Source organism: Neobacillus sp. B4I6, from assembly GCF_050434045.1.
Classification (GTDB): Bacteria; Bacillota; Bacilli; order Bacillales; family Cytobacillaceae; genus Neobacillus.
Genome location: NZ_JBNPWB010000002.1, coordinates 6,081,967 through 6,107,387, shown reverse-complemented (window position 1 = coordinate 6,107,387; position 25,421 = coordinate 6,081,967). Strand labels below are relative to the sequence as shown.

General features: G+C 40.1%; 20 protein-coding genes. 5 read left to right on the top strand and 15 right to left on the bottom strand.

Annotation, left to right across the window (positions count from 1 at the left end):
- Positions 1-32 precede the first annotated feature (32 nt).
- Positions 33-860, bottom strand: coding sequence for a YitT family protein (locus tag QF028_RS32195; RefSeq protein WP_374103890.1), 828 nt, complete (start codon positions 858-860; stop codon positions 33-35).
- 454 nt (positions 861-1,314) lie between these two features.
- Here QF028_RS32195 and QF028_RS32190 point away from each other — a divergent pair, with 454 nt between their 5' ends.
- On the top strand, positions 1,315-1,734 hold the full coding sequence (locus QF028_RS32190) for a hypothetical protein (protein ID WP_410882373.1): 420 nt from the start codon (positions 1,315-1,317) through the stop codon (positions 1,732-1,734).
- A 156-nt stretch (positions 1,735-1,890) separates the two neighbouring features.
- Here QF028_RS32190 and prfB read toward each other — a convergent pair.
- Positions 1,891-2,992, bottom strand: a protein-coding gene (gene prfB / locus QF028_RS32185) for a peptide chain release factor 2 (RefSeq protein ID WP_168245711.1) whose coding sequence is annotated in 2 segments (ribosomal slippage) — positions 1,891-2,919 and positions 2,921-2,992 — 1,101 coding nt in all. Because the reading frame shifts where the segments join, the coding sequence is not laid out codon by codon here.
- A gap of 393 nt (positions 2,993-3,385) precedes the next feature.
- Between prfB and QF028_RS32180 the strand changes: the two genes are divergently transcribed.
- Positions 3,386-5,341, top strand: coding sequence for an SEC-C metal-binding domain-containing protein (locus QF028_RS32180; RefSeq protein ID WP_429471826.1), 1,956 nt, complete (start codon positions 3,386-3,388; stop codon positions 5,339-5,341).
- A 290-nt stretch (positions 5,342-5,631) separates the two neighbouring features.
- Here QF028_RS32180 and QF028_RS32175 read toward each other — a convergent pair whose 3' ends face one another.
- From QF028_RS32175 to QF028_RS32140, 8 genes are all read right to left on the bottom strand, one after another.
- Complete coding sequence (locus QF028_RS32175) at positions 5,632-6,336, bottom strand: CpsD/CapB family tyrosine-protein kinase (protein ID WP_429471824.1); 705 nt, start codon at positions 6,334-6,336, stop codon at positions 5,632-5,634.
- Positions 6,329-7,078, bottom strand: a complete 750-nt coding sequence (locus tag QF028_RS32170; RefSeq protein WP_429471822.1) for a YveK family protein — start codon at positions 7,076-7,078, stop codon at positions 6,329-6,331. The genes QF028_RS32175 and QF028_RS32170 overlap by 8 nt, the downstream gene beginning before the upstream one ends.
- 457 nt (positions 7,079-7,535) lie before the next feature.
- Positions 7,536-9,617, bottom strand: a complete 2,082-nt coding sequence (locus tag QF028_RS32165) for a hypothetical protein (protein ID WP_429471820.1) — start codon at positions 9,615-9,617, stop codon at positions 7,536-7,538.
- 325 nt (positions 9,618-9,942) lie between these two features.
- Positions 9,943-11,673, bottom strand: coding sequence for a cytochrome c3 family protein (locus QF028_RS32160; RefSeq protein WP_429471817.1), 1,731 nt, complete (start codon positions 11,671-11,673; stop codon positions 9,943-9,945).
- A 118-nt stretch (positions 11,674-11,791) separates the two neighbouring features.
- Positions 11,792-12,757, bottom strand: a complete 966-nt coding sequence (locus QF028_RS32155; protein WP_429471815.1) for a 6-bladed beta-propeller — start codon at positions 12,755-12,757, stop codon at positions 11,792-11,794.
- Positions 12,758-12,775: 18 nt separating this feature from the next.
- Positions 12,776-13,489, bottom strand: coding sequence for a tetratricopeptide repeat protein (locus tag QF028_RS32150; RefSeq protein ID WP_429471813.1), 714 nt, complete (start codon positions 13,487-13,489; stop codon positions 12,776-12,778).
- Between the two features lie 33 nt (positions 13,490-13,522).
- On the bottom strand, positions 13,523-14,689 hold the full coding sequence (locus tag QF028_RS32145; protein WP_429471811.1) for a NapC/NirT family cytochrome c: 1,167 nt from the start codon (positions 14,687-14,689) through the stop codon (positions 13,523-13,525).
- Between the two features lie 27 nt (positions 14,690-14,716).
- Positions 14,717-16,114, bottom strand: a complete 1,398-nt coding sequence (locus tag QF028_RS32140; protein WP_429471809.1) for a cytochrome c3 family protein — start codon at positions 16,112-16,114, stop codon at positions 14,717-14,719.
- A 539-nt stretch (positions 16,115-16,653) separates the two neighbouring features.
- Between QF028_RS32140 and secA the strand changes: the two genes are divergently transcribed.
- Together secA and QF028_RS32130 are read left to right on the top strand one after the other, a co-directional pair.
- On the top strand, positions 16,654-19,167 hold the full coding sequence (gene secA / locus QF028_RS32135; RefSeq protein WP_429471807.1) for a preprotein translocase subunit SecA: 2,514 nt from the start codon (positions 16,654-16,656) through the stop codon (positions 19,165-19,167).
- A gap of 62 nt (positions 19,168-19,229) precedes the next feature.
- A complete protein-coding gene (locus tag QF028_RS32130; protein WP_429471805.1) occupies positions 19,230-19,379 on the top strand; it encodes a hypothetical protein in 150 nt (49 codons plus the stop codon).
- A gap of 129 nt (positions 19,380-19,508) precedes the next feature.
- On the opposite strand, the gene hpf is transcribed toward QF028_RS32130, so the two are convergent.
- Positions 19,509-20,057, bottom strand: a complete 549-nt coding sequence (gene hpf, locus QF028_RS32125; protein ID WP_429471803.1) for a ribosome hibernation-promoting factor, HPF/YfiA family — start codon at positions 20,055-20,057, stop codon at positions 19,509-19,511.
- A gap of 274 nt (positions 20,058-20,331) precedes the next feature.
- On the opposite strand from hpf, the gene QF028_RS32120 reads away from it, so the two are divergent.
- On the top strand, positions 20,332-20,829 hold the full coding sequence (locus tag QF028_RS32120; RefSeq protein ID WP_429471800.1) for a spore coat protein: 498 nt from the start codon (positions 20,332-20,334) through the stop codon (positions 20,827-20,829).
- Positions 20,830-20,915: 86 nt separating this feature from the next.
- Here QF028_RS32120 and QF028_RS32115 read toward each other — a convergent pair whose 3' ends face one another.
- The 4 genes from QF028_RS32115 to QF028_RS32100 all read right to left on the bottom strand — a co-directional run bounded on the left by QF028_RS32115 (position 20,916) and on the right by QF028_RS32100 (position 25,390).
- A complete protein-coding gene (locus QF028_RS32115) occupies positions 20,916-21,632 on the bottom strand; it encodes a ComF family protein (protein ID WP_429471798.1) in 717 nt (238 codons plus the stop codon).
- 21 nt (positions 21,633-21,653) lie between these two features.
- Complete coding sequence (locus tag QF028_RS32110) at positions 21,654-23,141, bottom strand: DEAD/DEAH box helicase (protein ID WP_429471796.1); 1,488 nt, start codon at positions 23,139-23,141, stop codon at positions 21,654-21,656.
- Complete coding sequence (locus QF028_RS32105; protein ID WP_429472642.1) at positions 23,126-24,118, bottom strand: nuclease-related domain-containing protein; 993 nt, start codon at positions 24,116-24,118, stop codon at positions 23,126-23,128. Before QF028_RS32105 ends, QF028_RS32110 begins: the two co-directional genes overlap by 16 nt.
- Positions 24,119-24,541: 423 nt before the next feature.
- Entirely contained in the window at positions 24,542-25,390 is an 849-nt protein-coding gene (locus tag QF028_RS32100) for a DegV family protein (protein WP_429471794.1), read from the bottom strand.
- Positions 25,391-25,421: the final 31 nt, after the last annotated feature.

Here is a 25,421-nt window from a genome sequence, read left to right as displayed (position 1 = left end):
AATATTACCATCAATGCACTATTATACCAATCCTATTCCCGTTTGAAACCCTCTCCCAACACTTCTGCGGCATCCATAACGACTACAAACGCAGATGGATCAAGGGCTTTGACCAATTGTTTCAATTTTGTGAACTCCGTTTGGTCCACAACACACATCAGAACTGGCCTTTCATGGTCCGTAAAACCACCATATGCTGATAGTTTTGTCACACCACGGTCAATTTTATTCAAAATTCCTGCACGAACTTCTTCTTGTTTACTTGTAATGATCATCGCCATTTTTGATCTTCCAAAGCCAACCTGAACAAGGTCAATCGTTTTGCTAGTCACATAAAGGGCTATCAATGCATACAATCCCTTCTCGATATCAAACACGATGGCAGCAGTGAGCACGATTAATCCATCGATTAGGACCACACAACGCCCCAGTGTAAAACCTGTATATTTATTAATAATCTGCGCGGCGAGGTCGGTCCCGCCGGTGGATGCCTTCCCCCTAAAAACAATGCCCAGACCGAGCCCTACGCCTATTCCCCCAAACAAAGCCCCGAGTAGAGCATCATTGGTCCATGGCTCTAAATTTTTGGTAAAAAAAACAATGAACGGTAAAAAAATCGTTCCCACTAGCGTTTTGACGCCAAATTGCTTCCCTAAAAACACGATACCAGCAATGAACAAGGGTATATTAAATGCCCACTGTACATAGGCTGGTTCCCACCCCAGCACCGTTTTTAGAATCGTACTGATGCCGCTAACTCCACCAGAAGCCACTTGGTTCGGGAGTAGGAAAACGTTAAATGTAAGACCAATAATCGCCGCCCCAATCAGAACAAATAGATAATCTATCGCAATTCTCATTTTTGGATAGGTCAGTGTAAGATTACTTAAAATATTCATAAATCTATTCTCCTCAAAATTCATTCTTTAACCGAAGGCTATGTTAATGGTCATTGTTAATTTTGTACCACTGTTGATTGGAGCGGAAGGCGCGAGACTCCTGCGGGATTACGGTGCTTGGGAGACCCCTCGGCGCTTAAGCGCCGAGGAGGCTCCCCAAACCGCCCGCGGAAAGCGAAGCGCCTGGAGCGCAAATCAACAGACAAGTTTTACATAGCCTAACCGAGAGTGAGTATAGCACGGGTAAATTTTGGTGTAAATGGCATTAAGTTGACGTGTTAAAGGGTTAAAATTTTTATTATCATTTGCCAATAATGGGGTTTTGATAAGGAATTTATGATTCAATACGCTGTCATTTGTTTTGCTAAAACATTATCAATAAATGTTATAATATGTTGAAATGGAGGTGTACCATATGGAGCAGTTGTTACGACAAATGATGGAACAAATGAATCAACAGTTTGATAAAATTGATCAACGCTTTACCGCAATTGATAAGCGATTTGATGCCATGGATGACCGGTTTGATAAAATTGAACTTAGACTTGATGCTATGGATGACCGGTTTGATAATATTGAACTTAGACTTGATGCTATGGATGATCGGTTTGATGCTATGGATCAGCGGTTTAATGCTATGGATCAGCGGTTTGATTCGATGGATAATGAATTCATTGGTGTGAAACAACGGTTAGATAAAGTAGAAGCAAGTATTCACTCACTCGAGGATACGGTTAAAAATAATGCCACGGAATTTAGGAGTTATTTCAGACACATCGATAACAAATTGGAACATCATGATAAAATGTTTGAAATGCTTTCTGCAGAAGTGTAAATTCAAAATTTTAGGTAAATCCACTTAAACCACAAAGTAACGATCACACAACCTTCACCATGATCGGCAAATACATCCAAAAAAATAAGCCTTTGCCGAATGGGTCAGCAAAGGCTTGATACATTTATTTCAAATCCTTGTTTAAAAATTCCCGTTTTACGAAATCCTCGACCTTAGATACGCATCAATAAACTGATCCAAGTCCCCGTCCATCACAGCTTGAACATTTCCGCTCTCGGCACTGGTCCGGTGGTCTTTCACCATCGAATACGGATGGAAGACGTAAGAACGGATTTGACTTCCCCAGCCGATCTCCTTCTGTTCGCCACGAATTTCCAGAAGCTCTTGTTCTTGACGCTCAATTTCCAATTGATATAACTTAGATTTCAGCATTTTCATTGCCGCATCACGGTTTTTAATCTGTGAGCGCTCTGATTGGCAAGTGACGACAACATTCGTTGGCAGGTGGGTAATCCGGACGGCGGAATCCGTGGTGTTGATATGCTGTCCACCCGCTCCAGTCGCACGATACGTATCAATTTTTAAATCTTCTGTCCGAACTTCGATTTGAATGTCATCATTTAACTCAGGCATCACTTCACAGGAGACGAACGAAGTATGGCGACGGCCTGAGGAATCAAATGGGGAAATCCTTACCAGACGGTGAACCCCTTTTTCCGCCTTCAGGTAGCCATAAGCATTATGACCTTTGATCGCAAGCGTAACACTCTTAATCCCAGCTTCATCCCCAGGCAAGTAATCGAGTGTCTCGACCTTAAAGCCCTTTTTCTCAGCCCAACGGGTATACATCCTGAGCAGCATCGAACCCCAGTCCTGTGATTCTGTTCCGCCTGCACCTGGGTGAAGCTCCAAAATCGCATTATTTTTATCATACTCCTCACTCAAGAGAAGCTGCAGTTCAAATTGACTCAAGCGCCCTGTAAGCTGCCCGAGCTCATCTTCCAACTCGGTCCGCAATTCTTCATCATTTTCTTCTTTAACAAGCTCATAAGTTAATTCCAAATTTTCAAAGCTCTCATTAAGCTTGTAAAATTCATGGACCTGGTCCTTCAATCCGTTTGCTTCACTAATGACGGTCTGAGCTGCTTGCTGATCATTCCAAAAGTCAGGATGCAGCATCTCATCATCTAGCTCAGCAATTCTCGCTTCCTTATTTTCAAGGTCAAAGAGACCCCCTAAAGTCCGCTAATTTCTTAGCTGTTCTTTCAAGTTCATTACGAATTTCTGCTAATTCCATTTTCTTCACCTCTATAAAAATTAAAAATATGACCTGTATTGTATTTTATACCGAAAATCAATTGTCAGTTCCTTAACCATTATAGCGTGATAACCGTATAAAATTCAAAGTTTGGTCTTAAAAAAGCACAAACCTGTTGTTAAGGAATGATCGACAAATCTTTATTTGGATCATCCAAGACTTAAAATATCATTTCAATCAAATTTCATTAGTATTTTTATATTTCTGCCTGTCAAAAATGGTACTATTAAATTAAGTGGAAAGTGGATGAAATCCACTTTATTTCAGCTATTTTATACATAATTCACCTTTTAACATGAATGAACATACTACATCATGCAATTAATTAGTGCGCTGGATAAATAAATAGGGTAATCAAAGGAGCGGAATGAGTTGGAGAAAATAAACCGGAATGGTCCTTGTCCATGCGGAAGTGGGAAAAAGTATAAAAAGTGCTGCGGGGCTAATGAAGCCGTATCGATTACCGATATGATTGATAGTGAAATCGACGTCCTGCAAAAGCATATCCTCCATTATGCTTACTATCACTTCGGGCCAGAAATACAAGAGGATTTCGAAGTCCTTGAAGAAATGATGGAAATCGATAATGAACAGGAACGAGAATTTTATGAGTTGATTCATGCCATTTGGTTTACTCTTTTTGAAGGATTAGATGTTGGGGAAACCATTATCGAGAAGTTTATTGCGGCTGAGATTGGGAAAATTAAACGGCCTAAATTAAGAAAGATTTTACAAACATGGACGGAAGCTCGAACGATTGCTGGAAAAATCCTGGCTGTTGAAAATAATAGAGTAACGGTGGAGGACGGCTTTACCTCTGAAGAATTTGAAGCAATCATTGCGAATGTACCTATCACGGTTGAAGAAGGTTCCTTCTTCGTAGGAATCTTAGTTCCCTATGACCAAAATTATGTCTTCTTTCCATCTCCCTTTGATTTACCAGACCTAAAACCTGAAGATGCTTTTTCATACATTGAGGTTAGCAGTATCGAAGCAGATTACGACTCACCCCAGGAATACTTGACTGACTTTTTCCTGGAGGTCTTGAGCGAACTTCCGGTGGTCGGCAATTTTTTGGAAATCGATGAAATGGATTGGCCGGCACCAATCTATAAAGAAGTCGCCAATATCTTTAAGCAAAAGCTGGAATCTCTTGATGTACCAGCATCCATAGTCGATACGGGGGTTATTCTTTGGCTGAGTTTTTGCCAGAAAAGGCAAAAGCGAATCCAAAATCCGAATCTGTATGTTGCCGCCCTCCATTATTTACTGTCAACGATTGCACCGTTAGAAAAAACGTATACTCAAAAGGAGCTCGCCAAGCTGTATAGTGTTTCTACTGGGTCTGTTTCCTCCATATTCACGGAGTTGGAAACGGTATTACATCCAGAAATTGCCGAGTTGATTGGAATGGTTTATGGGTTAGATGAAGCGCCCCTACTGCCGCCATTTGAAAAGGCACCTGTTATTGATTTCCCAAGAAAAAGCGCGCCCGCAGCTGAAGAATCAAGGAAAACAGAAGCGATGCGGGATTCATCTGTTCAAACACTTACACTTGTCGATACTTCATCAAAAAAAACTAAAAGCCCAGTTCGTAAAGTTTCAAAGCAGGATGAAGAGCGGGCTAGAAATTTAATTTACGATGCCTATCAATCGGACGGCCAGCAGCGTTATAAACTGGCTGAAGAAGCAGTAAAGCTAAATCCAAATTGTTCGGATGCCTATGTCATCCTTGCTGAAAAAACAAAAAGTCTCGAAGAAGCCATCTTGCTCTATGAAAAAGGCATCCAGGCGGGGGAACGAGAACTTGGTAAAGCGTTTTTCAAGGAGAACAAAGGGTACTTCTGGGGGTTAATTGAAACAAGACCCTTCATGCGTGCGAAACTACATTACGCAGAGGCCTTGTCTCTGATCGGAAAAATAAACGAGGCCATCCTCCAATATGAAGAATTGCTGGAACTCAATCCAATGGATAACCAAGGCGTTCGTTACTCGTTGTTTGTAGCCTACCTAGATGCGGGAGACACTAAGAAAGCTAGTGACTTGCTCTACCAATATGAAGAGGAGTCAGCCCAAACTTCATACAATAAGTTGTTGCTTGAGATCCAAGAAAGAGGCTTTACGGCGAAGGCCGCGAAACTGCTGAAGGAAGCAAAAAAAGATAATAAGTATGTGATTAGCTATTTAACAGGCAAAAAACGCCTGCCCGCCTATCCACCTGACTATTACGGGTTTGGTGATGAAAATGAAGCGATTGCTTATGCAGATATGCATTTGCATTTGTGGAAGAAGATTGATGGGCTGGGGGAGTGGTTGAAAGGTAAATAAGTCTGGACGAATAGCCCCCTCACATTATATTTAAAGCCCCTGGCAACCCTAGTTGGAGTTACCAGGGGCTTTTTGTATGTGTTGGAAAACCTCTTGGAGTTTCCCCATTGCATATAGTTAGAACAGATTAATGCCATAAGAAAGGAAATCGATGAGAATTGAGTTTTAGAACAAAAAAGTTTATAAACATGACCGAGAGGGGGGGCACATCCCCCTCTCGTTTTGTTTATTTCAAATTCCTCTTTCGGTTTCAAACTTGGCAAAAACCTGTGAAACCTCCAGCAATTTTTCTATTTTGCACCATAATAGTAATAGTGGTCATTTTTTTGGATGACTTTATTGTTTAAAACCACTCCTAGTAGTTTGCTTTGTGCATTCACGAGTAGTTCTTTCGCCCTTCTAGCTGGTTCCATCCCCGTTTTGCCACTGGAAACAACAAGTATAGATCCATCACACTGATTTGCAATAATTTGCGCATCTGTTACCGCCAATAGAGGAGGTGTATCGAAAAAGATATAATCAAATTCTTCCCTAGCATCCTGAATAAACTGTGTCATATTTTTAGAGCTTAGTAATTCCGACGGATTCGGAGGTATTGGCCCGCTGGTAATGATAAATAGATTTTTCTCATTTGTTTCCGTAATTGCTTCTTCAATAGATAATTGCCTTGTTAATAAAGAAGTAAATCCATTTAGATTACTAACTCCAAAGGTATGGTGAACAGTTGGCTTTCTAAGGTCAGCATCAACGAGTAAAACTTTTAATCCAAGTTGAGCAAAAGTAGCAGCAAGGTTTGCGGTTGTCGTTGACTTTCCTTCACCAGGTCCAGAGGATGTTACCAAAATTGTCTTTAATTCTTTGTCAACCGAAGAATATTGTATATTGGTACGTATAGTCCTGTATTGCTCGGAAATAGGCGATTTCGAGTCAATTGTGGTAATGAGATTTCTACTTTTATTCGGTTTTTGTTTCTTTCTTCTATTAAAATTAAACACCAAAGGTCGCTCCTCTTTGCTTAGATTTCCTTAATTCAGAGCGCGTATTTTTCTCTATAATGCTATGGTTATCCATCAGTGCAATAACACCGATTAGAGGAAGCCCTAGTATCCTTTCAATATCCTGCTCATTTTTAAGTGTAGTATTGAAGTACTCAAATAAGAATGCACAACCCACACCTGCCATTAGGCCCACTACACATGTAATGGCAATATTTAATAAAGGTTTTGGCTTAATTGGGGATGGTTCTTTTTCCAAGTTTGCTTTCGCTAAAATGATTATATTATCGACATTCATTATTTTACTAATTTCACCTTTGAACACATTTACCGTTTCGTTTGCTATTAGTGCAGCTTCTTTTGGATCCTTATCCTGGACAGATATTGTTACCACCTGGGAATTCTTTTCGTTCACTACAGTAATTTTTCCAATGAGTTCTGCAGTTGTCGTATTCAAATTTAATTCATTCATTACCTTATTTAAAATAGCTGGACTCTTAATAATTACGTTGTATGTATTAATTAACTGGAGGTTTGTTTGCACTTCGTTGTAATTGTATAGTGTTTGCTCATTTCTAGATTGATTTACAAGAATTTGTGTGGAAGCTTGGTAAGTAGGAGTTATGACAAAGTAACTGATTATCCCACTAATAATCATTGCTATAAATGCTACAGACAGTATTAACTCTATTCGTTTTGTAATAGTACCTAATAGTTCTTTCAGACTTATGGTCTCATCCATCTTACGCCCCCCAAATATTAATAAAGCCAATGACATCTTATCATAGCGCGTTTTACTTATTGGGAATTTGTCTAATAGTTCGGAAATTCGTCAAACATTATATCTATAAAACTATTTTTTCGTTCACTTGACAAACATCTAATATATTAATTTGTTGATTAGCAACTTTATTACAGTAAATACCTACATTTAGGATGTATACCTAAACCCTTGTTATTGTTATATTGCAAAAACTTCACAATTTATCTTCAAAAGTGCCAATTTAGAGAAGTAAAGGTTAATTTTTAAAAAAGGCCCTCCATCTTTTACAGAATGACTGTTTTTGTTGATAAAAGCATACTTTTTTACAGCAAATATCTTCATTAAATACAATTACTCGCATTTAATTAATACAATATTTAATGAAAACCTTGGTACAAAATACAAAAAACCGAGAGGTAATTTCCTCTCGATTCTTTTATGGACTATAGATTGTTATAGGACCATGCACGGCCTCAATAAATGAATTGTTATTGCTATGACATGTTGAACAGACTTCTAGACTGTGCTTATCGTGACCAGATTTCGCCCTCACATTAGTGGTAATGAGTGAATCCCCATTTTCATCGTAAATCGCTTTGCCTGTTATACCGTAAATTGATGTTTTACCGTTGTGGCAGGCCAAGCAGAAATCTCGTTTCTTTAGGTCAGTCCAATCTTCCTCTGTGCTTAGAGAAAAATCACTTTGATTTTCATGACCTAGTTTATCTTTTAATAATAGAATATTTTTTGCCCCATGTGTTTCATGACACTCTGCACAAGGGATTTGACCATTTAGTTTACTACCGTCAATGGCGGTGATGATATGTTTTGAATCCTCATTTGTATAAGAGCTTAAAATGTCTTTTGCATTTTTCACTTTGTTCTCGTTGTTATGACAGCTAAAACATAAGTTGTAATCCTCAACTTCTGATATAACACTTGTTGGATCGTCCTTTACTTGTTCTGTTTTGGTTATTTCTCCTATTGCATTAGTTTGTTTCTTAAAGTTCAGAACTTTATAACCACCTGTCTCTTCTACCTTCTTTTTATATGAAGAGGTATACCTTCCATGACATGATTCACATAGTTGGATATTACTATCAATCTTGCCTACAGCGATATCTTCCCATTTATCTTCTGGTTGATGTTCATAGACAAAATGGTCTTTTAATAAGTTAGGATTTTCTTGACTCCAAGATAAATGTGGATTATGGCAGGATGTACAGGAAGCTGCTTTAGTTTTATGATCTAATCTTAGTTGAGTATCATGTTTATTCGTTATAGCGTTTCCGGCCCTAACTGGGCTTGTTATAGTTCCATCATGACAAGCCAAACAATAACCTTCCTTTACATCTTTGCCTTCCAAGCTTTCGTTCGCTGCTACATGGGTATTATGGCAGACACTACAGCTGTTGGTATTATTGTTATAAAATCCATGGGGCTGCTCTCGTAAATCTTTCATTTCTTCGAGTGTGTAGCCGTTAATAGGATGATTTTTCACCTGATTGGTTACAGTTGAGAATTTCTTAATTAAAGGAAAAAAAATACGTCCATCATCTGCTAAAAGTGTCGAGTCATTAGGTAGCCCATTAGAAAACAAACTGGAATTAAATTTCAAATAATATGTTTCCCCTGGATTGAGATTATTCAAGGATATTTCAATTTTATTATTCGTAGTTCTAGGTTTAACCGTACTCTCGACTGATTCATTGTTTTCATCATAAACAATGATTGGATTAACAATCGTATGTGAAAGGTCTTCACTAAGTTCAATAACAATGGTTTGATTTAGGGAAACTCTAGTTATGTCGCCTATGTTCAAAATATCAATATCTGCAGTTACATCTTCATCTCTGGAACCCCCGTCAGCATCGTACACTTTCTCTCTGTATTTGAAGACATTCATTGTAATAGATTTTATATATGGACGTTGAACAGGAATAGTTGTTGTATTATTCATCTCATCAGTGGCTTGTATTTTCACATTGTTTTGTTTAATAGATAATATATCGGTTGTAAATGTCCAATTTCCAGATATAGGAGTCAATACTATTTCTCGATCAGGATAGATTAATTTCATTGTTATTGGCTTATCTAAAGCCTGATTATCAGAGACCGTCCCAATCACTTGAACTCCAGTGCTAGTTAATGTAATACTCTCTACAATAATAGAGGGTGGGATTGTATCTGGTTCTGGAACTGGTTCTTCATTAGTAACTGTGTCTTTAGTTATAACTGGTTCTTCATTAGTAACTGTGTCTTCAGTTATTATGGGTTCTTCAACAGTAACAGGTACTTCAGTTGTAATTGGTTCTTCAACAGTAACAGGTGCTTCAGTTGTAATTGGTTCTTCAACAATAGCTGGATTTTCAGTTGAATTAGGATTCTCAACTGGATTAGAGTTTTCTGCTGGGACCTGATCTTCTGCAGTAACTCTAGAGGGAAGAATGATGGAGATAAACATAAATAGTAAAACAAAAATGATATTTAATTGTTTGATTTTAATTTGTGAAATCATTTTTGGTCATTCCTCTTTTAATTCGACATGTGTGATTTGATGATAAAAATTCTATGGCGATAAATTAACATATTATCAAGTTTATAAATCTTTAAATGTATTTATCTTATAATCTACATTATTATTATACTTTTATTGTTAATGCAATTGGGTAACAGAACTGTGAATAATAATTGTCAAATTTGTGAAGTTGAAGATTGACGATTTTGTGAACTTATGCTTAAATAAAAATAAGAAAACAGCCCACCGAAGTGAGCTGCCGTCTTTAAAACTTAAATATTCCATTCAGGGCTATCAAATAGTAGGGCTATTTGGTGGCTCTTTTTTAATAGTCGAACTCAATACCGTTACGGTCGTTATCTTCATCAGCAGTTGGATTGAATTGGAATGTGTCAGTGTTTCTTGTTCCTTCTGAGTGAGAAGATGTATGACATCCCCAACATACAGCCATGTTAGTGTAACGTTTTAAAGCAGAAGATGGGTTTTTATCCATCATGTAATCTGTCGCTAATGTTTGACGAGAAGCTGGATCAGTTACAGTTGAGAAGTAATTAGAATCACCAACGATATCAGCTACTTGTTTACCACGAGCGTCTCTCATGATTGTTACGTCAGTACCGTGAGCATAGTGACAGCGTACACAAGTGTAGCTATCAGAAGTTGTAGTGTGACGGTATGCATGGTCAAATGTACCAGAATCAGAACCAGATTTAGCTAGGTAATCTGTATGACATGCAGCACAGAAAGCAGACATTGCGACACCGCGGTTTGTTTTATAACCTGGGTTAGTAGAACCATCAGCTAATTTGCTAGCCCATAGAGAAGATGCAGTAGTTGTAGTTACATTGCTTGCATCGGGAGCGGAAACGTCTAATTTTACTACATAACCACGAGCAATGTCAGCTTTAGTTAATGCATTTACAGTTGTAACTAATGATGAAGTAGATTTAACAGCAGCGAAACCATTACCTAAAACTTCACCTTTTTTAAGTTGGTCGGTGTCGAACTTTTTAGATCCATCAGGATTTTGTAAAGTAGTCCAGTAAATCTTATTTGTATGACTAGCATCAAAATCATAACCATGTAACCATGGAGCTGTATCGATTTCATACATTGGAGCTGGTGTTACTTTATCGGCTGCTTTTTTATCTGGATTCCATTTCATTAATTGAAGAACAATGTCCCCAGCAACTAATCCCTTAGTAGCATAGTCAGGATTTAAAGAAATATTAGTTGCATCTAATGTGATTCTGTTTACTACATAGTTACTTGTTACAGGGTTACCAGCTGCATCATTAAATGAAAAGTTTCCAGCAGGATTAATTGTGTTAACGTCTTGGTTAGAGACAACAGGAACGTTAGTTACTTTCTTACCGCCTAAATCAGCAGTTAGGTTACCCATACCATTTGGATCTGGGTGTAATAATCGATCAGAGAAAGATCCGTGTGGTGCGTGACAGCTTGCACAAGTGAATTCTGCAGTCCAGTTATCTGAACCGTTGTTATTTCCACCAGGAGCTGCTTTTAATTTAACTGTTCCGTTAGCTAAGTGAACGGACATGTTTCCATCATGAGTTCCGCCGAAAGTACCAGCAGAATCAGAACCAGTAAATACGTTGTAGAAGCCCAATGTACCGTCATGACATGCTGTACAAGTTGCATATTCACCATTTTTAAACAATAAGTTAGCAGATGCGCCTGTATGTGTTTGGTGACAGCTAGCACAAGAGTTAGTGTTGTTCATGTATGAACCGTGTGTACGTTGTGTTCCGTGTGATCCGTCTGCTTTAACCATGTCATCAGATTTGATAACTTGACCGAAGTTAGCAGTCTGACCACCTACTCCAGAACCAGTTTTGTTGGCGTTGCTCTTGTCAACTGTGTTATAGCTGTTGTCTTTGGCAGTATCATCTGAAACTAAACCAGCCTTAACATCAGCAGGATCCCCTGGTGGTGTTACAACCGGATTACTACCTGCGGCAGAAGCCACGATGCTAAACATTGCTACTAACATTAATGTTAGCAGGAATGAAAAGCTTACTTTAATCTTACTCATTCCAAAAACCTCCCATAATTCTCTCTTTTTTTCTCTCTGTTTTTAAATCTAAAACTATGAAATTACTACTTTGACCCTACTTTGAGGCATCACCTCCTTAAATAGATCGATAGTTTATTTAATAGTAAAGTGCAACCCGTTGATTCAAGGTGTCCGTGATATAAACCCGGTCGTTGTCATCTACGTATAAGCCGTTTGGAAGATAGAATTGTTCGTTTTGGTCCCCCATAGAACCGAAGGTAAATACTTGCTCACCTTTTTCATTAAATCCATAAATCGTGTGAGATAAGTTGTTTACGACGTATAGAATGCCGCGTGAATCAACGCCAATTCCACGTGGATTAACGAAAACGGATGATCCTTTGCCGTCTTTTGAACCGTTAATAGTCCTTATATATTTTCCTTTTTGGTCGAAAGCTAAAATTCGCTGATTACCAGAATCTGAGATAAATAGTTCACCTGTTTTTTTATCTAAAGCAATAGCATTAGGTGCTTTAAATTTGTCATCCTTATTAGCACCAGAGCTAATTTCTAGTACCTTTTCGCCAGTAAGGTTAAAGACATAAACTTTGTTTTGTTGAACATCTGTCACGTATAATTTTTCATCAAAGATACGAATTCCAGCAGGTGTTTTTATTAATTTCTTTTTGTCGTCAAAGTATTTAATAAATTTACCTTTTTGATCATGTATGGATATTTTCCCATTATATAAATCGGCAACGTAGACATTTCCTTCTTTATCGCCTGCAATCCCATAAGGAAATTTAAATTGACCTTTTCCTTCGCCCTCTTTACCAAACTTAAATATTGGTGTTCCAGATGAATCAAATACTTGAACACGCTTGTTATTAGTATCAGAGACATATAAGAACTCACCAATTTTCGCAATATCCATTGGTTTATCCAATGAATTATCAAAGTCTCCATAAATAAGTTGGCTAAAGGTAGGAGGAGCATCAGGGTCAACCAAATTAGGTGCCTTTTTTACAACTGATTGCATATTCAAGAAGTAGATAGCGACGAATGCAGCAATTGATAAAACTACAATCGCGCTCATCCACTTATAGACGGTCTTTTTCTTCATTGTATTCAACCCCTCTAGCTATTTTTTAGCGACTCTTTCAAGTCCTTCTAATGCTGGTTTATACATTGGGTCGTAGCTGAGTGCGTCCTTGTAGATTTGTTCAGCATTCTTTTTATCACCTTGATCTTCTGCGACTCTACCAACCTCGTAGATAATATCCGTATTTGCAGGCATTAATTTATTTGCTTCGTTAAGCGCTTCAATAGCATCTTTATACATTTTAAGTTTTCTATAGGACATTCCTTTCAAAAGAAAGCCTTTGTAATCTTTAGGTGATATTTCTGTCGCTTTTTGAGCCATTTTAACTGAATCATTAAGTCTATCTTCCTTGTTATAGACAAGTCCTAGATTAAAGTATGCATCGAAATAATTTTTATCTAAATCAAGAGCCATTTTATATTGTTTAACGGCTTCTTCATTATCACCATTTAAGAAGTAGGCGTACCCAAGATTGACATGGGATTTTGGATCATTAGGCTTCGCTTCAGCAACAGCCTTTGCGCTATCTAATTGTTCGGCTAAACGATCATTATCATACTTCGACCAAAAATACTTTTGGCTGACATAATAACAGGCACCAACTGAGATAACTAAAGTCAGACTCAAAATCAGTAGTGTTTGCCACCATTTGAATTTTTCATTTTTTGTGCCTTTAGTCTTTTTCTTCTTTTTTTCAGGTTCTTTTTTTGATCGTGTCTCTTCTTGATTGAGCGTTTGTTCTTGAACTTCCATACGAACCCTCCTAATCTAGCAAATGTCGTCTGCCTATTTTATATGGCAGGCTGAACATGTTCTTTTTACGTGACAGGTATAACAAAAATCAGTTACTTTTTGATTTTCAGACAGTGTTACTGGATGTCTTTCTTTGTCGAATCCTTTATGCATCGCAGGATGACAGGATGAGCAGGCAACCATTGTGGCTTTAACCCCACCAGCTGCTTGATAGTTATGACATGCTAAACATTTCTGTTTATCCTTTGATGCCTGGTTACCATGGTTCGTCATCCACCGGCTGCTATGGCTAGCTGGCCGTTTGCTATGGCAATCTTTACAGAAAGTATTGTCTTTCGCATAATCATAATGATTCTTTTTCACCTGTTTTTGCTGGGAATCTTTTTTAAGATAAGTAGTTAAGGTTGAAACCTGATCATAACCCTCAACTGGTTCCATTGACATATCCTTGTGACACTGATTGCATTTTTGTAGATTTGTAGCAGCTTGGTTTCCATGGGTCTTTGTTGCAAAATCCTCTTTTTTGTGGCTTTTCGGAACCATTCCAGTTGTATGACAGGCACTACATTTAGTTGTAACCTTACGTGCTTTATGGCACTCGATACATGTATCCATATCTGGCCGAGTGAATTTGAGATCCGCCATGGCTGCTGTTCCGACTTTACTGTCCCACTTTTCGTAGTCAGTTGTGTAAGTCATTTTTCGATCAGCGACTTTACCATGGGCTACTCCGCTATGACACTGAATACATTCAACACCTTCACTTTTATGCTTATCATGGGGGATGATTAAGTCCCCTGATGGAGTTACTTCTCGTTTTAAAACGTCATGACATGATTCACATGCACTATCTTTTATTTCACCAGGCATCCGAATTGGTACAGCAGATGTGCTCGTTGAATGTTTTTTTAAAGCTTCAACTACCCCTTGAGCTTTATCTTTCGCTAATGTTTTAAACACAGGGTCCGTATGACAGTTGGTACAATCCACTTCACTGTGCGTAGAGGCTTTCCACGTATAGACCTCCGGTTTCATCTCATGACAGGATGCGCAAAACTCGGAGCTAGATGTTGTTTCTAGCCCCACAAAGCTGAGTCCGAAGAAGATGGCTAGAAACAACAATGTTAAAGTCGCAGTTTTGATTAATTTATAGCGAAATTTGGGAGTGGCCGACCGCTGTTGTTTAAGCTCCTCGTCCATAAAAGCGACCCTCCTGTTCAAAAATTATTATTTTTTCTTTTCTGCTTTAAAACCAGTTCGGTGACAGTATTGGCAGTAAACATCTGTTGGTGCTTTGACTTCTGTTGATCCTGGTTTTGGCTTTTCGCGATCGTGGCAAACGAAGCATTCTGATTTTTGATCCGCTGTTTTTGCTTTCGATGCGTGTGCTGTTAACCATTGATCACTGTCTACGTGTCCACTAGGACGGTTGCTGTGACAGGCACTGCAGAATTTATTGATTCGTGATTGGTCTTGAACGATTGTGATGTTTGGTGTATATTTTGTTTTTGTTTCTTTCATTTTAAGTAGAGAGATAATGTCTTCTTTTGGAATTTCTCTGATCCATTTAGAATCCTGGTGACAGTTCACACATTTATCTAGCTCTTGGACAGCCGTGCCGCCGTGTTGACCATTCCAGCCTTCAACCTTATGACTCTTAGGAACTTTTACTTTTTTATGGCAAGTTTCACATTCCATCGAAATTTTAACTTCTTTTTGTTGTTTTCCAATGGCTTGTAAGATGATATCTTGTGTTTTTTGATCATGCTCGGCTAACTCCTCAGCTTCGGTAGTTTCGCCTTCGTGTGTCGCCTCGGTTGTTGCTTCTGTTGAGACTTTTGTAGCTTCAGTTGAGCCTTCTTTTTTATTTTCTTCCAGTTTTTTCTCTAGCTCTTCTGGATTTTCCGGTAAGCTATAAGTTTCTTCTATCCATGGCTTTTCGCCGTTGTTTACTTTATCGTGGCAATCAATACATGTTCCCATGTTAGGTCTTAAATATTTCTTTTCCATCAATTTTTCAGCACTCTCTGCTGTCCACTTACCGCGTACTTCTTCGACGTTGATACCACGAGATGCCATTTTTGCATGGACAACCCCGGCGTGACAGGTGATACAAGGAATATCTTCTTCGATATGTCCTTTGTGATTTACCTTTAAGTCACCGGATGCTGTGACGAGTCGATTTTTGGAGTGACACTGTAAGCAGTTTTCATTTGAAACAGCTTCCGTTTGAACAATTTGTTCAGGTACACCAGTTACATGGTAGTACACTTCTTTCACTGATTTCATTTTGTGGGTAATCATATTGGTGAAACCTGGCTTGATATGACACTGAACACATGTGATCTGGTTGTGAGCACTAGCTGTGTAAGATGAATACTCAGGTGCCATTTCGTGACAGCTCGCACAGAATGTCGGCGAGTTTGTCATGGTAAGGACCCCGTATCCTCCACCAAAAACAACGATACAACCCACAAGTGAAACAAATAGTAATTTCCACCTGTTAACTGGATTCTTCCAATCTATTTCCCTGAACTTTCGCCAGAGTTTGCCTATTGGGCCAGTTTTTCTATCTTCTCTACTTTCGGGAACTTTATCTTTATTTTTTTTCCCCCAAATGGCCACTTAACTCACCCTTCCCATTTTGGATTCTATCTCTATATTTTTTCCATATTAACCTCTCTAAAGGTAGTATCTAACATTGTAAGAGTATATTCCAATGTACAACTTGTGAATATTTACTCATAGAAATCCGGAATGGAATTTCCACTGAAAATAACATAAAAACGTTGTTATTGAACGGTTGGATTAACACTACATACGCGTTGTTTAATATGCGTAATATTGTATTTTTATTCAATATTAGTACTATTTATTCAAAAACACATTAGGACTTATAGGTAGTTTTCCTGGTTGAAAGTTATTCTCAACAGTTGCCATTAGTCTGTCATATTTGACGATAAATCGAACATAACAAAAGGGCTAGCTTAGAAGTTTGACTTTAGTTGATTAATTATAGTAGATTGTACGAATCTTGCTTCCCTCTTACATTGTTGTCACTGTATTGAGGAAGTGGTAAGATTAAAAGGGAAATTATCGAATATTTTTGACTAGATTTTTTAAAAAAGAGTGTATTAGTCTCGATATAAAGGAGCGTTCATCAGATGATGGGGATTTTAAATAAAGTATTTGATCTGAACAAGCGTGAGCTGAAGCGGTTAGACAAGCTTGCAACGAAAATTGACGCATTGGCGACGGAAACAGAAAGACTGACCGATGACCAGCTGCGGGAAAAAACAGAGGAGTTCAAGGCCCGCTATCAAAACGGGGAAACACTCGATGATTTGCTCGTTGAAGCGTTTGCCGTTGTCCGTGAAGGCGCCCGCCGTGTACTTGGTTTATATCCGTATCATGTTCAGTTAATGGGGGGTATTTCTCTCCACGAAGGGAACATTTCCGAGATGAAGACTGGTGAAGGTAAAACGTTAACCGCGACCATGCCCGTTTATTTGAATGCTCTTTCTGGTAAAGGTGTTCATGTTGTTACGGTCAATGAATACTTAGCAAGCCGTGACGCCGATGAAATGGGTCAGTTGTATCAATTTTTAGGCTTAACGGTCGGCTTAAATTTAAATAGTATGGATAAGGATGAAAAGCAGGCAGCCTATGCCGCGGATATTACGTATGGAACAAATAATGAATTTGGTTTCGATTATTTGCGTGATAACATGGTCCTATATAAGGAACAAAAAGTACAACGCCCACTTTTTTATGGAGTGATTGACGAAGTTGACTCGATCTTAATTGACGAAGCCCGTACCCCATTAATTATTTCAGGTTCAGCTGCAAAGTCCGCTGCCCTTTATATTCAAGCCAATGCCTTTGTCCGTATGCTTAAAAGGGATACAGATTATACGTATGATGAAAAGACAAAGGGCGTTATGCTGACGGAAGAAGGGATTAGCAAGGCCGAGAAAGCCTTTGGGATTGAAAACCTCTTTGACATGGCGCACGTTACCTTAAACCATCATATTAACCAGGCTTTAAAAGCGAATGCCAGCATGCACCTTGATGTGGACTATGTTGTTCAAGATGGCGAAATTGTCATCGTTGACCAGTTCACCGGTCGTTTGATGAAGGGCCGCCGTTATAGCGAAGGCTTGCACCAGGCTATTGAGGCAAAAGAAGGTCTCGAAGTCCAAAACGAAAGCATGACGATGGCAACGATTACGTTCCAAAACTACTTCCGGATGTATGAAAAATTGGCCGGAATGACAGGTACCGCGAAGACGGAAGAGGAAGAATTCCGTAACATTTATAATATGAATGTTATCGTCATTCCTACTAACAGACCAATTGCCCGTGATGACCGACCTGATTTAATTTACTCTTCAATTGGTGGTAAATTTAGAGCAGTAGTAGAAGATATTGCGGAGCGTAATAAACAAGGTCAGCCTGTCCTCGTTGGTACAGTAGCTATCGAAACTTCTGAGCTTATTTCAGGGCTTTTATTGAAAAAGGGAATTCGCCACAATGTCTTAAACGCGAAAAACCATGAGCGTGAAGCTGAAATCATTGCTGAAGCAGGTCATCGGGGTGCAGTAACAATTGCGACTAACATGGCCGGTCGTGGTACGGATATTAAGCTTGGCGAAGGGGTAATTGAACTGGGCGGGCTTGCTGTCATTGGGACGGAACGTCATGAAAGCCGACGGATCGATAACCAGCTTCGCGGACGTTCTGGACGTCAAGGGGACCCTGGTATTACACAGTTCTACTTATCGATGGAAGATGAACTGATGCGCCGTTTCGGTTCTGATAATATGAAATCCATGATGGAACGCCTTGGAATGGATGATTCCCAGCCTATCCAAAGTAAAATGGTATCTAGAGCTGTGGAATCTGCGCAAAAACGCGTCGAGGGTAACAACTTTGATGCCCGTAAACAGCTCTTGCAATATGATGATGTTCTTCGCCAACAACGTGAGATCATTTACACCCAGCGTGATGAAGTATTAGAATCTGAAAACCTTCGTGACATTGTTCAGAAGATGATTGTGAACTCCATCGAGCGGAATGTGGATGCCCATGCATCTCGTCATGAGGATGAGGAAGAATGGAATCTTCAAGCCATTGTCGATTATGTGAATGCTACTCTACTACATGAAGGTGACATCGCGGTCGATGACCTTAAGGGGAAAGACCCCGAGGAAATCCGGGATACGATTTTTGCAAAAGTGAAGGAACGTTACGAGGAGAAAGAAGAACTTCTCTTCCCTGAGCAAATGCGCGAATTCGAAAAGGTGGTTACGCTGCGTGCGGTTGACTCCAAGTGGATAGATCACATTGATGCGATGGACCAGCTCCGTCAAGGAATCCATTTACGTGCATACGGACAAATCGACCCGCTTCGTGAATATCAGCATGAAGGCTTTGCGATGTTTGAGACGATGATCCATTCGATTGAAGACGAAGCAGCGACGTATATCATGAAAGCGGAGATCCGCAACAACCTTGAGCGCCAAGAAGTAGCCAAAGGCCAAGCGGTTCATCCAAAAGAAGACGGCGAACCGGTTAAGCAAAAGCCGAAAGTGAAGCAAATTGATGTGGGCCGTAATGATCCATGTATTTGTGGAAGCGGCAAGAAATATAAGAACTGCTGCGGGGCAGGGAAATAACTAGTTTTGTCAGAGCCGGCGATTTGATCGCTGGCTCCTTTTGTTGTTTGAGGGGGGATTATGTGGATATGTTGATAAGTGGTGGGGATTTGTTGATATCTTCTGAAAATTCCGTAGAAATAATGCATAGTTTTGTTGATATCTCTTCTAATTTTGTAGATATCCACAAGGGGATATCTTTTTTATTTGTTTATTTAGAAAAGGCAGCTTGATTTTGTGTGATTTCTCCTCTATGTGACCCATTTATCTGTTCTTTACTCTTTTCGGTCACGTAGACCCTACCCGAGCTCAAAAAAAACGCTGCCCCGTTAAGGAGCAGCGTTTGCTTTTCGTATATTTACTTATTGTGCTTCGATTAAGCCGTAGCGGCCGTCTCTGCGCTTATAAACAACATTGGTACGATGAGAATCTGCATTTGTGAATACATAGAAGCTATGACCTAGCATGTTCATTTGCAGGATGGCTTCTTCACTGTCCATTGGTTTAAGGTCGAAGCGCTTTGTACGAACTAATTCTAATTCGTCTTCGTCTAATTCATGAACTTCTGTGTTTTCAGTAGTTGCAAATGTAACAGGAAAGTCGCCTTTTTCGCGGAATTTACGGTTAACCTTTGTTTTGTGTTTTCGAATTTGGCGCTCTAGTTTGTCAGTAATCAAGTCAATCCCAGCATACATGTCCACATTTGTTTCTTCAGCACGAAGGACTAGTTGCGGCAGTGGGATGGTCACCTCTACTTTAGAAGTTTTATCTTGATTGAATCTTAGATTCACATTTACATTTGCATCTGGTGCTTCTGTAAAATAGCGTTCTAATTTAGCGATTTTCTTTTCAACATACTCTCTAATTGCTGGAGTTACCTCAATGTTTTCACCACGAACGTTATATTTCATTTGTGGATTCCTCCTTTAGTTAAGGCTATGTAATAACATTTCTATTTTACCCTATGATTATCCTGCTAAATCAGAACAAAAAGTTTGTCGATTTATTGACAAAATCAAAGGGAATATAGTGACAATGTTTTGTACAGCCTTTGAAACAGTTTAGTAATTTATTCTAAAATGAATGGTTATTCAAATTCAGTGTAATCTTTAGTGGGACAAATTTCCAGCGAAATGCTCACAGAATAGGTTAAATGGATGTTATACGAATAGGAGGATTTCTAGAATGGAGCAAGAGGAAAGAAAATTACTGGCCTGGCATGAGACGTTGGAATTGCACGAAATGGTTGCTTTTCAATCAGTTGGGCTAATGAAACTGAAAATGTCGATCAAGAAAATTACTGATTCTGAGCTAAAGGAACTTTATAGAAAATGTATTCATGAACTAGAGGGTAATCTTAGAGCTTTACTTAAGTTTTATCCATCTGCCGCGGGTACTCATGCTAGGGACGATGAAGATGTGCGCGAGGATGCAGGCTTTTTTGCCGGTGATTTGCTGGGACTTTCAAAAGCTTTGGTGAGAAATCTTTCTGTCGCGATTACAGAAACGGCGACACCTGCGTTACGAAAAACATTTACCAATCAACTGCTTGGGGCGATTCATGGACATGAGCGCATTTTTAATTATATGCACAAGCATGGTTATTATCCTTCCTATGATTTAGGTCGGTTGCTTGGCCATGACATTGAAAATGCACAAAAGGCGTTAAAGATGGGATTTTAATGTTATAGGGGCGGGCGGGTCCCTGTCTGGGGTCCCCCCTTAACTCCATCCCTGGTTGCGCACCGATTGGGAGATGCGCATGTAAGCTAACGAGCAAGTGTCAGTGATTGAATGCTCGCAGCACCGGCTGCTTTTAAAAGTTTTGCTGCATGCCGTAGTGTTGAGCCAGTTGTATAGATATCATCAATCAGGATGACCTTTTTTCCTGCTAAGTCAACATTAGGGTTGACCTGAAAGACCTGTGAGAGATGAATCCGCTCGGACCTAGATTTTTTAGATTGCTTTTCTGAATGGATTCGGCTGAGCACATTTTCGGGATGATAGCCTGCTTCTGCAAGGATGGCGGCTGCCTGGTTAAACCCCCGCTCATATAGCCGCTCTTTACTTAAGGGAATAGGTATAAATAGGTCGGGAGCGATCTCTGTCAACTTCTGCCTGAGCAATTCCGAAAAGATTCTCGCTAGTACATAATCGCCGCGAAATTTAAATTTTGCGATCACCTCTTTTAAAAAATCATTGTAGAGGAACAGGGAATGGTTCCTCTCAAGGTATCCCTGCCATTCGGGATCTTCCTCCCATCGGAAACAATCATGGCACAAATCACCTCTACGAAACTTCATATCTATGTTGCCAAATGGCCTGCTGCAGATTCGGCATTGATCGCCTTCAACTCTTTCTAACTTCCCTTCACAGGCTTGGCAAATAAGCTGTTCTTTATCTACGGAGAAAATGGCTCTCCAGCCAATGCTTGGCAGGATTACTTCGTGGCAGTTTAGACAGCGGTTTTGGATAGGGAATTTCATTTTTAATGCTCCTCTCTCTTTTTATTGATTGAGCAAGCCCCTTTTAATACCTTCTCGGTTCATCGAGACGATTTGCTTTCTTGCCTTTAACATCTCTTCGGTTTTTCCATAATGAAAATAGGTCACCACCCCATCAGGATGTTCCTTACTCCTCCCTGCTCTTCCGGCAATTTGGACGAGGGCACTTTCTGTAAAAATGGCATCTTCGGACCCAACTACGGCTACATCAATGTTGGGAAAAGTTACTCCTCGCTCAAGAATAGTTGTCGTTAACAGTAAAGGAATTCCTTTGGATCGCATTTTTTGCACCTTTTCTTTGCGGTCAGGGTCTTCGGCATGGACAGCTTCTATAGTTGTATCAAATTGGCGCAGGATGGGGAGGGCTTTTTCCATCAAAGGGATATGCGGAAAGAAGACTAAGGCTTGTTTGTTTGCTTGAATCCGCGTCGAAATCCAGCGGAGGACATTCGGTGGCAATTTATTTTTTTGCAACTGCTTTTGCCAGTTGCCACACCATACAAATTCGGGGACCGGGAGCGGATGGCGATGGAAACGAGCGGGGATCGTGGTGAATGCTCGTTTCCCTGTACGGCATTCCCTTTGCCACTTTTCATTGGGCGTGGCGGTTAGGTAAATCATTGCCGATGATAGCTTTCTCGCCTGAATGGCGGCATACTGGAGAGATTCCTCAACAGTATAAGGAAAGGCATCGACTTCGTCTAAAATGATCGTATCAAAGGCATGGTAGAAGCGGAGCAACTGGTGGGTTGTCGCAATCGTGAGCGGAGCATAGAGATGACGGTCCTCGCTTCCGCCGTAAAGAGAAGCAACTTTTATTTCCGGGAAGGCGGCTTTTAGTCTAGGAGTGAGCTCTAAGACGACATCCGTTCGCGGTGTGGCAATACAGATTCTTTTTTTAGCAGCAAGTGCGGCTTCAATTCCAGCGAATAGGACCTCAGTTTTCCCTGCCCCGCAAACGGCCCAAACTAAGTGCTCCTGATTTTGTTGAATGGCTTCAATTACATGCTCTGATGCTTCTTGCTGTCCTTGTGAGAGTGTCCCCTGCCATTGTTTGATTTTTGCAGGGAGATGGGTGTCAGGCACCGGGCCATTCCAGCCGATGAGTGGCGTGCATTCGCTAATTCTTCCCATTATGATGCAATGGCGGCAATAGAGACAGGTTTCGCCACATCGTAAGCATGGGTAAGATGCAAAATGCTGTGGGGCCTTATTTCCGCACCGGGAGCATATGGGCTTTTTTCCGTTGTACTCGATTCCTTTCCGGTAGGTGACATAGCCATTTTCATAATGTGCTTGCACTTCTTCTAATGGAATTGGGATATCTTCTAAGAGGAGTTGTTTGCCTGTGAGAAGCTCCTGAAGATCAGGATTGTATTGGAAGTTTGGATTTAGATGCGGCTGCGGGATGCTGGCGATGTGCGTAATTTGGAGTGAATCAACGTCCTTGATGCTAGGAATCAGGAGTTTATTTTTTATAACAAAACGCACGAGGACACCTCCTCTGGAGTCAGATAATAGAGTCGATCTTTTGTTTTACCTGTTGTTTGCAGGTTTAATTTATGAACAACTTTTTGAGTGGTATTAGGGGATGGGAGATGTAAATAGTTTCTCAATTCTAGATTGGTCATCGTTGACTTGTATAGGTAGAAATAGTGACTGAGGCTTTTTAGGATGGCATCTTTTGAAGAGGTTTGACAGGCGGGACAAATCCATTTTCCTCTTTTGAAATTCATTGGGATATAGTTACATTTATCATCTGGACAACAAACTCCGCTCCGGATATCTTTTTCGGTAAGATTGTATTCTTTTAAGATATCAATTGGTTTTGGACTGTGTTGACTTAAGAGCAATTTTCCGATCTTAGTCAAGGTATCGGTATCTACCCTTTCTTGATGATTTCGTTGTTCCATTGATTCGATTTTATTAAAAAGGTCTCTTCCCTTGCATACTTTACTAAAATCTGTTTTGTCTCCGGAGTTAGTTTTCAAGACCGTACTGGTACTTTTGAAAAAAACAAGGGTGTCTACCGGGAGAAGATTGCAGCCGTTTTTGACCAGCCAATTGCGTAAGAGGGATTGCAGTCGTTGGCATTGAACACGCGGGTCCTCGAATGATTCTTCAGTTCCATCATCATGGGTACGAATTAGCTGCTTGAAGACATTATCAAAAGTTAATGTGCCTGCGATGTTTTTTGCTTCGATGATTAGGATGTAGTTTTGTGAGAGGAGAAGTGTGTCGATTTGAAAGTGTATGCCATTGTATTTTAATTGGAGGTCATGGAAGAAAAGGTATTTATCATGTGGAAGTTCTTTAACGTAGTTTGCTAAGGCAATTTCGCCCCAGTAACCTGCCCATCGTTTGGCGAGATCTTTTTCAATTTCTTGATATTTGCTGTGACCGAGTATTAGTCTTATTTTTAAGATTTGGGTTAAGAATAGTCTTTGCGGAGGGGTTAATTTTTTCATGATCAATTCATTCGTCAGCTCCTTATTCTTTTTTGGAAGATTTCTTCAAAAAATGGAGAAATTCCTGCTAATTTGTCGAAGGTTTTTATATTTTTTGTGGATATGTGACGGTCTGGTGTCTTTACAATTGTTGCTAGGGGATTCCGCCAACTTTTGAAGTTATTCCGCCAAACCCCTTTTATTTACCTTTTTTAATATCTCGAGCCAAACCTCTGGTCATTTACGGCTTGGCTCATCGATTCCGCCAACTTGAGCCGGGATTCCGCCAACTATTGGAGTTATTCCGCCAATCTTCGTCCAGATTCCGCCGACTTCACAACCTTTTCCGCCGATTCCTCTGATGATTCCGCCAAACCCCTATTTTCCCACCAACCGCTTAAAATTAAAAACCATTCCGGCCGAAAGGACGGAATGGTAACTCACTTACTTTTCTAATTTTTTCATCCAGCCTAGGCCCATGGATCCTTCGCCGAGGTGGGTACCGATCACTGCACCGAAGTAGCCTATCGAGAATTCAACGTTTGGATACCTGGCAGCCAGTTCATCGCGCCACTCTTTGGCGGCTTCTTCGCGATTGGCATGAATAATGACGGCTTGATATTCGCTGCCACCTGACACATCCTCACTTAGCAAATCGACCATTCGATTCATTGCTTTTTTCCGGGTGCGGATCTTTTCAAACGGAACAATCACCTTGTTGTCAAAATGAAGCAATGGTTTGACCTGGAGGAGGCTCCCGATAAAAGCCTGAGCACTTGAAAGGCGGCCGCCTCGCTGCAGGTGCTGTAAATCATCTACCATGAAATAGGCACGAGCCGTTTTTTTCAATTCTTCTAAGCGGTCCATAATGGAAGCAGCGTCCTTGCCTCGGGATGCCAGCTTTGCTGCCTCGATCGCGTAAAAGCCTTGAACCATGCAGCTGATTTCTGAATCAAATGGGTAAACGACGATGCCTTCAACCATCGTACTCGCTGCGTTAGCCCCTTGGAAAGTGCCGCTGATCCCACTTGATAGGTGAACACAGATGACGGCATCATATTCCTTTGAAAGGTTTTCAAATAGCTCGACAAATTGGCCAATTGGCGGCTGAGAGGTAGTCGGCAGCGCTTTTGTCTTCACCTCATCATAAAACTGACTCCAAGATATATCAATTTCTTCCTGGTAAACCTCGTTACCGAAGATGACATGTAACGGGATCATATGTATATTCCATTTATCACGTACATCCTTTGGGATATACGCAGTACTATCCGTGACAACGGCTGTCTTCATAAAAACTATCATCCTTATCTATATAACCACT